6 protein-coding genes are annotated in these 7661 nt (G+C 41.3%); 1 reads left to right on the plus strand and 5 read right to left on the minus strand.

All coding sequences use genetic code 11. The features are described 5' to 3' along the window. Positions 1-37 precede the first annotated feature (37 nt). Together VK664_RS14235 and VK664_RS14240 are read right to left on the minus strand one after the other, a co-directional pair. Positions 38-1219: a sensor histidine kinase gene (locus VK664_RS14235; protein WP_461399344.1), complete on the minus strand. Its 1182-nt coding sequence runs from the start codon at positions 1217-1219 to the stop codon at positions 38-40. Beyond that, positions 1216-2022 carry an alpha/beta fold hydrolase gene (locus VK664_RS14240; protein WP_461399345.1) on the minus strand — a complete coding sequence of 269 codons (807 nt, stop codon included), beginning with the start codon at positions 2020-2022 and terminating at the stop codon, positions 1216-1218. Before VK664_RS14240 ends, VK664_RS14235 begins: the two co-directional genes overlap by 4 nt. A gap of 118 nt (positions 2023-2140) precedes the next feature. Between VK664_RS14240 and VK664_RS14245 the strand changes: the two genes are divergently transcribed. Beyond that, positions 2141-2620, plus strand: coding sequence for an SRPBCC family protein (locus VK664_RS14245; RefSeq protein WP_461399346.1), 480 nt, complete (start codon positions 2141-2143; stop codon positions 2618-2620). Positions 2621-2776: 156 nt separating this feature from the next. Here the strand turns inward: VK664_RS14245 and VK664_RS14250 are convergent, their stop codons facing one another. From VK664_RS14250 to VK664_RS14260, 3 genes are all read right to left on the minus strand, one after another. After that, complete coding sequence (locus tag VK664_RS14250) at positions 2777-3232, minus strand: NUDIX domain-containing protein (RefSeq protein ID WP_461399347.1); 456 nt, start codon at positions 3230-3232, stop codon at positions 2777-2779. Between the two features lie 44 nt (positions 3233-3276). Continuing rightward, on the minus strand, positions 3277-5733 hold the full coding sequence (locus tag VK664_RS14255; RefSeq protein WP_461399348.1) for an ABC transporter permease: 2457 nt from the start codon (positions 5731-5733) through the stop codon (positions 3277-3279). A 257-nt stretch (positions 5734-5990) separates the two neighbouring features. Further along, positions 5991-7271, minus strand: a complete 1281-nt coding sequence (locus tag VK664_RS14260) for a Gfo/Idh/MocA family protein (RefSeq protein WP_461399349.1) — start codon at positions 7269-7271, stop codon at positions 5991-5993. Positions 7272-7661 lie beyond the last annotated feature (390 nt).

Below are 7661 nucleotides of genomic sequence, written 5' to 3' on the forward strand. Positions count from 1 at the left end.
GAAAAACCTGTTTACCCGGGAAGCCTGTAATACCTATTTAATCCAAATCGGGTTGTTGACTCAAAGGTAACCAGACAATGATTTTGGTGTAATTATTGATTTCGCTTTCGGCTTCGATAAATCCAAAATGATTTTCAACAATCTTTCTGCAAAGAGCGAGACCCAATCCCTGGCCCGGGGTTAAATCAAGTTTCCTGAACAACTCAAAAATATGTTCACGGTACCTGGGCTCGAAACCAATTCCGTCATCTTTAAATTCCAGTTTTAGATAGTCTTTGTATTTATACTTATTTTCTACGCTCCTGAAAACATTTCTTTTCATAATGGTCGAATGAATGCTTACCTGAACCTGGTGATTTTTTCTGAACTTAACGGCATTTGAAAATAAATGATAAAATAAAAGTTGGAGTTGCTCCCTGTCACCTTCCAATATATCCAAAGGATGTTTTGTGAGCAACATCAATGAAGGATCGATTTCATTATATAATTGTTCAGTTGCGCTTGTAACAACTTTATTCAAATCAACCTGTGTAAAATCATTTATTTTTTCATTGAGCCAGAGATATTGTTGAAGTCCTCCTACAACAGCCTTTAAATGATCAGATGATTTCAGCAGTTTGGAAAGGGTAGGGGATTGAACTTCCGACTTCAGTTTGTCTGTAAACAGCAAAATCTTTCTTAGTGGTTCTTTCAGATTATGTGTTACTACATGACTGAACTGTTTCAACTCATGATTCTGTCTTTTTGCCTGTTCCATCTGGCGGTCCAGGTGAACTGTCTGTGACTGAAGATCAGCCTTAGCCTGCAATAAGGCCGTATTTTCCTTCAAAGCGTTCTCTGCAGCTTTGCGGGCAAGCAACAACTCATCTTCAAATTTTTTCCGGTTTGGGACTGTGATGAATGCGCAACAGGTGAGTTTACGATTGTCAAAATCTAACCGGTTGGCATTTAACAAGACAGGCAAATGATCCCCATCGCTGGTGAGCATTGTGATATATAACTCCTCTGCGTGCCCCTGTAGTTTAACGAGTGGAAAAAAATGTGTCTGATAGAATATTCGGGTTGAAATCGTGAAGATAATCTCCACGTTCTTTCCAATTAATAACTCTTTGCTGTATTTAAGTATTGAAGCGAGCGTATCATTGACTTCGAATAAAGTGCCATCATCAGAAAATGCAAAATAACCGCAGGGAGCTTTATCCAGAAGTACGTCACTCATGCTCTTAGCTGCAGATAATCTTTGATAAGATCAATTGTTTCCTGCGGTTCACTCATATGTGGACAGTGACCTTTGGCCTTCATTATCATGAGTGTACTTTTTGGAAGATTTTTATGAAGATATTCGCCAACTTCTTTCGGTGCTATTAGGTCATCCGAACATTGTAATACCAGTGCAGGAACCTGTAGTTTCGAAAGATCGTCCCTGTTATCGGAGAAAAATGTTGCCTTGGCAAACTCACTTGCAATTATCGGGTCCGTGCTGCAAAAACTTTCAGTAAGTTCCTGTCCGAGTTCGGGCCTGTCGGCATTTTTCATTATTTGCGGCGCCAGGAAATTTGCCCAACCAATATAATTTTTTTCCATAGTCTCCAGCAACCCTTCGATGTCTTTATGATCAAATCCCCCTAAATATCCGTCTTTGTTAATATAACAAGGTGATGGTCCAACCATAATCAGATTGCTAAATATTTCAGGTTTTTCAATGGCAGCAAGCAGACCGATCATGCTGCTGACAGAATGGCCAACGAAAATGATATTGCGAAGATCGAGGGCTTCACAAATATCCAGTACGTCTTGTGCATAACCCTGCAAGGAACTATAACGTTCGGTATTATAACTGGAAATATCTGATTTTCCAGCGCCTACATAGTCAAATAAAATAACGCGGTAATTTTCTTCAAATTCAGAAGTAAGAAATCGCCACATATTTTGGTCGCATCCAAATCCATGGGCGAACAAAATGGCCTTTGTGCCTTTGCCAGAGATCTTTACATTATTACGGGAGAGCACATCTTTAACCATGATTTGGGCGATTACACTTTTGAGTTATCAGAAAACCTAGCTCCAAAGATACCGATCCTCAAATTTTTTCCAAGATTATTAAGTATTCTGGCTATTATTGGCTTATACAAAGAAAAATATGGTCAGCGAAATAAATCAAACTGCAGAAGCCGGTATGATGATACGGAAACCGGTAGCCATGGTTTACCAGGCGTTTATCGATCCGGAAATCACTACAAAATTCTGGTTCACAAAAAGCACTGGCAGGCTGGATCACAATCAAACTGTCATCTGGACCTGGGAGATGTACAATGTGAGTGCGGAAGTGATTGTTGTTTCATTAGAGCAAAACAAAAAAATCAGCGTTCTCTGGGGTGGGCCGGAGCAGAAAACTAAAGTAGACTGGACTTTTACTTCATTGGAAGATTCACGCACTTTTGTGCAGGTGAAAAATTACGGGTTTGCGGGAACCCTGGATGAAATAATCTCGCAGGTCCGGGATTCCATCGGAGGTTTCACAACTGTTCTTGATGGGTTGAAAGCTTACCTGGAGCACAATATTCAGCTCAACCTGGTACAGGATAAATTTCCAAAGGGAATAAGTGATCACGGTAGCTAAGCTTGTACCGAACACCTGGCGCACACCTAACGAACACTTATAGCGCACACCTATAGCGAACACTTACAGCGAACACTTGTAGTAAACATTCATAGCGAACACTTATGATCTGCCTGGTGCTTTCGGAATACCAGCTGCTATCGATTGTTAAGTGATTTATTTCAGGTCGGCAAGCCTGATGAGAAATACAGACTGGGCCTCATTAATTTTTTCCTTTGCCTCTTCTAATTTAAACCAACCGGCCTTATCTACTTCAGGAAACGATTTTCTTTTTCCTGATTTTGGTGGCCATTCTATCTCAAAAGTGTTACTCCGGATCTTAGCTGTATCCAGATCGCCTTCAACTGCCCAGGCTTCAACAATCTTGCCCCCCTTTTGCTTTATTTCGCCAAGGGAAATAAAACTACCTGTTGGTTTAGTCCCGGTTTCTTCTTCGAATTCCCTTTTCGCTGTTTTCATCGGATCTTCGTCGGGTTCAATTTCGCCTTTGGGGATGGTCCAGTAACCATTGTCTTTTTTTGCAAAAAACGGTCCCCCGGGATGTACAAGGAAAAACTCAATTTCATTTGAATTATTGACCTTGTAAAGCAAGATACCTGCACTCCTTTTCATGACCTAATATACGATAAGCAGGAACATCACCAGATCTGAATACATCATTCTGTTCTCAGGCTCTCTACGGGGTTGGACATTGCAGCCTTTAAAGTGTGAAGGCCAACGGTAATAAGTGCGATGAACAGCATTCCGATGCCGGCTAATGCAAAAATCCACCAACTCATTTGGGTCCGGTACACAAAATTATCCAGCCAGGCAAATACAGCCCACCAGGCGACAGGGACAGCAATTACAAAGGCAATAAGAACCAGTACTATAAAATCTTTTGAGAGATTCGTCACAATTCCTGTTACGGATGCACCCAACACTTTGCGTATACCGATCTCTTTTTTACGATTGTTAGTTGTGTAAATCACCAATCCCGCTAAACCGAGGCAACTGATAAAGATTGCAAGACCGGTTGCCCAGGTTAAAAGCTTTGCCGTATTCTGTTCACGTTCATAAAATTTCGCAATTGTATCATCCAGGAAAGAGTATGAAAAATCTTCTTCCGGATATATACTGTTAAACAATTTTTTCATGGATGCAATTGTTGCCTGCCAGCCTGCTGATTTATTATCAGAAGATTTTAGCCTCACATGGAAAGTAGAACCATTCTGACCTCCGAAAATCATTGAATTTATAGTTCCATGCATCGAGATATCATGAAAATCTTTCAGGATACCAACAATTGGAACCGGCTTTTTATTCCATACCAGGTAATGATCTATGGCCTTTGCAGGGTCCTTGAATCCCAGTGAGCGTGCGAATGTTTCATTGATAAGAAATTCCTGCAAAGTATCGCCGGGTCTTACATTTCTTCCTGCTGTAAGTTTCATCTTATAAACTTCAATAAATTCCGGGTTGCCCCAGCGCAGCTGAACATTTACATCTGGTTTCACTTCTTTGTTATTGATCAGCGCTTTTACATTAGTAAATGCAACACCAGCATCGGCCGGGGCAAGAAAACCTGTGCTGACAACTTCCACTCCGGGTAGCGCTTTTATGTCAGCAAGTAATTGTCTTCCGTGTGAAGCTACCGTGTCTCTTGGCAGATTAAAGTTTAGTACAGCGTCTTTATCAAAACCCATATCTGCTTTGACGGAATAATTAATTTGTTTGCTGACCATCAATGTGGCAATTACAAAAAATTGTGCGATAAGAAATTGTGAAACGGTCAGTGTTTTACGCAGCCAGGCATTGCGGGTTTGTGAAGTGCCGCTGACGACCTGGTTTTTTAATACGAGCACAGGTTTAAATCCTGATAACACCAATGCCGGATATAAGCCAGAAAGAATAGTAACGGAGATAATCAATATTGCAAAAAAGGTAAGGATCCCTGGTTGATTGAAGAAAGAAAATTCAAGACCTGCCGGAATGAAATCACCGAACATATTCAAAAGTATAGGAATCAGCAATACTGCAAGTATGCTGGCAATGACGGTGAGTATAAAAGTTTCACTAAGAAACTGGAACACCAGTTGTTTTCTGATTCCGCCCATGGTTTTGCGGATACCAATTTCCCTGGCACGCCTTGATGCCTGGGCAGTAGTAAGATTGATGAAATTGATGCAACCAAGCACCAGTAAAAAAGCACCGATAGCCAACAATCCATATAAGGTGGGTTTATGCCCAAGGCGCTGACCGATTGCAGGATATTTCTGATTGAAATGTATGTCATCCAAAGGTTGCAGCTTAAAAGCCATAGTGTTTGCTGCATCGCGGTTTACATCCTTATTATATTTCGTTATCAGACCAGCTAACTGTGCCTCGGTTTTCGATACTGTGCCACCGGGCGCAAGTTTTATATAGAGCTGTGAATAGGCCATCCAGTCGTTCCAGACATTCATCATGAAGTTGTCCTGGAGTCTTGTTTTTGCGATGGTTGGATAGGAAATAAACTCCGATGAGCTGAAGATAGTATTCTGATTCAGATCGTCTACTATCCCGGCAACTTTTACCGTTAGCTCTTTATTGTAGATGATTTGCGCTCCAATGAGCTCTTCAAATGATTTACCGGAAAAGTATTGTTTTGCCCGGCTTTTGGTTAGTACCACACTGAATGGTGCTGACATAGACTGTGGGGAGCCGGCCAGCCATTTATAACCCAGTAATTCAAAGTAATCGGTGTTGGTAAATATGATACCCACCTGTTTTTTGATCAGGATATCTTTTCTACCTGGACTAACAACATTTACCATCACCTTCGAATCGCCCTGGAAGTGCATTACCGGCACGGAATTATCAATGCCGGTAATTTCATTTTTTACTGCTACGCTTAGGGGGGCAGGCACGCCTGTACTAAAACCTTCACTGCCATTGAATTTTGCCTGAATTACAACCCGGTAAATCCGGTCCCGGTCCTTTTGAAATTTTTCGAAGCTGAATTCATAATATACGATCATAAAGATCACCAGTGAAGCGGTAATCCCGATTGAGAGGCCCAGTATATTGATAAGTGAAAAAACTTTGTTATGTCTGAAATTCCTGACGGCAGTCAGCAGATAGTTTTTTAGCATTTGTCAGGTTTTGATGTTATTAAAAACACATCAATCACAAAACAAAGCATGTGCCCTTTCATGAGCGTTTATTTATCAAGACGTTATAGCCTCCGATTGAAAGTTTGTGTACGGAATTGATACAAACTCTGTTCGGAAAAGTGATGAGTAATGTCAAGAGAGATATGAATTATGAGTTATGAATTATGAAACCAGGTTATGAGATCTGCATTTCATATTTTCCTTTCATAGTTCATAACTCATAATTCATAATTCTCTTAAATCAGGTTCCATTTTTTCCGGTACTCTCTGTGAAGTAAGCTGTTCGCTTCCTTGTCGTGACGGAATTTTTCTTTTTTACTGTTCCATTCCAGTTTTCGGTTAAGCTGGTAACTTAACAGGCCAAGGTGCATTGGCAGGGTCATTTTACGCGCGTATTCAAGGTTTGATTCAGGTTGCTGGCGCAACTTAACGGAGTTTACAAAGTTTTGCTGATGCCCTGGCGAGCGGGTGACCGTCACCGGTAGTTCAGGTATGTCTTTTACTGTTTCTCCATTTATCGTAATCTCCCTTGTGTTATAATCGCAGATCAAAGTTCCCTTATCCCCTTCAAAATAAGCCCCGATCGATCGTGTCGCAGCACCTGGCACTTCCGGTGGTGTATGAGTCCAGAATATCTTAAGATCTTCAAATTCATAATCAACATCGATCCATTTCGGTGCATCACCTATCCCGGTCTGTGCTTCACCACGCGCCGTGATTGTCTTCAGTCCTTTGGGATCAAGAGACCAGAATACGATATCGGCAATATGGCACCAGAAATCTGCAAAAACACCGCCTGAATAATCTTTAAAGTAACGGTAGGTAAAATGCGAACGCTGGGCAACATAATCTGTATAAGGCGCCGGTCCCAGCCACATGTCCCAATCAAAACCGGGTGGTGGTGCTGTTACCACGGCAGGCCCCAGTTCAGGTGGAAATCCTGTTTTCCAAATTCTGACAGTATGCACTTTACCGATTGCACCGGACCTGATAATTTCCACGACGCGGTGATAGTTATCGGTTGCATGGATCTGGTTACCAAGCTGAAAAATGCGTTTATGTTTCTTGAGAGACTTGAGCATCATCTGGCCTTCGCGAACATCATACGAAAGCGGCTTTTCCCCATACACATCTTTACCGGATTCAAAAGCAAGAATAGCAATCTGGGCATGCCAGTGGTCGGGAGTAGCACAGGAAATCGCATCAATGTCTTTACGTTCCAGTACTCTTCTGAAATCGGCATAACCATCGGCCTTCCCTTGCGGGCGCAAGCCCTGCAATGTATTCATTGTGCTGTCAAGATGGCCCTTGTCGAGATCGCATAGCGCCACGATATCAACTTCCGGGATACCAGCAAACCATTTCATATGATTGTTACCCATTCCACCAAGGCCAATATGGGCGATACGAAACCTGTCACTTGGCGCAACCCTTGCAAATCCAGGTATAATAGCAAAACCCAGCGCAGCGGTTCCACTAAGTTTCATAAATTTTCTACGATCAATAGAATGACTCATAAGCTTAAAATTGGAACGAGAATTTGAATTTGGAACGAGAATTTGAATTTGGAACGAGAAGGTAAAACAAATTCCGATTCAGCGTTCACCTGTCATAATTAAAAAACGCGTTCGAACAAATTGTTCCGAACACGTTCTTTAATTATGCGGCATTTACTATGAATTATGTTGCCATAATAATTTACATATGATAATTAATTCATGAATTGACAAGTGCCAGGAACTCATCATTTCAAACACTTAACTCACCACTTACCACTTTTATATAACTTCTTTCACCGAGCTCAATCATGCTGCTTGGTTTGTTAATTTAGCGAGTTTTTTTTCTAAGGTAGCTATTTGTTGTTTCCGTTGTTTTTCTTTGTATTCATCCATGTTGACGGGCATAAA

The organism is Flavitalea sp. (assembly GCF_035489435.1).
Lineage (GTDB): Bacteria > Bacteroidota > Bacteroidia > Chitinophagales > Chitinophagaceae > DATHKG01.

Excerpts from the sequence above, each read along its gene's own strand:
- VK664_RS14250 (WP_461399347.1), bottom strand. The coding sequence starts at position 3,232 with ATGAAAAGGAGTGCAGGTATCTTGCTTTACAAGGTCAATAATTCAAAT.
- VK664_RS14240 (WP_461399345.1), bottom strand. The coding sequence starts at position 2,022 with ATGGTTAAAGATGTGCTCTCCCGTAATAATGTAAAGATCTCTGGCAAA.
- VK664_RS14260 (WP_461399349.1), bottom strand. The coding sequence starts at position 7,271 with ATGAGTCATTCTATTGATCGTAGAAAATTTATGAAACTTAGTGGAACC.
- VK664_RS14235 (WP_461399344.1), bottom strand. The coding sequence starts at position 1,219 with ATGAGTGACGTACTTCTGGATAAAGCTCCCTGCGGTTATTTTGCATTT.
- VK664_RS14255 (WP_461399348.1), bottom strand. The coding sequence starts at position 5,733 with ATGCTAAAAAACTATCTGCTGACTGCCGTCAGGAATTTCAGACATAAC.
- VK664_RS14245 (WP_461399346.1), top strand. The coding sequence starts at position 2,141 with ATGGTCAGCGAAATAAATCAAACTGCAGAAGCCGGTATGATGATACGG.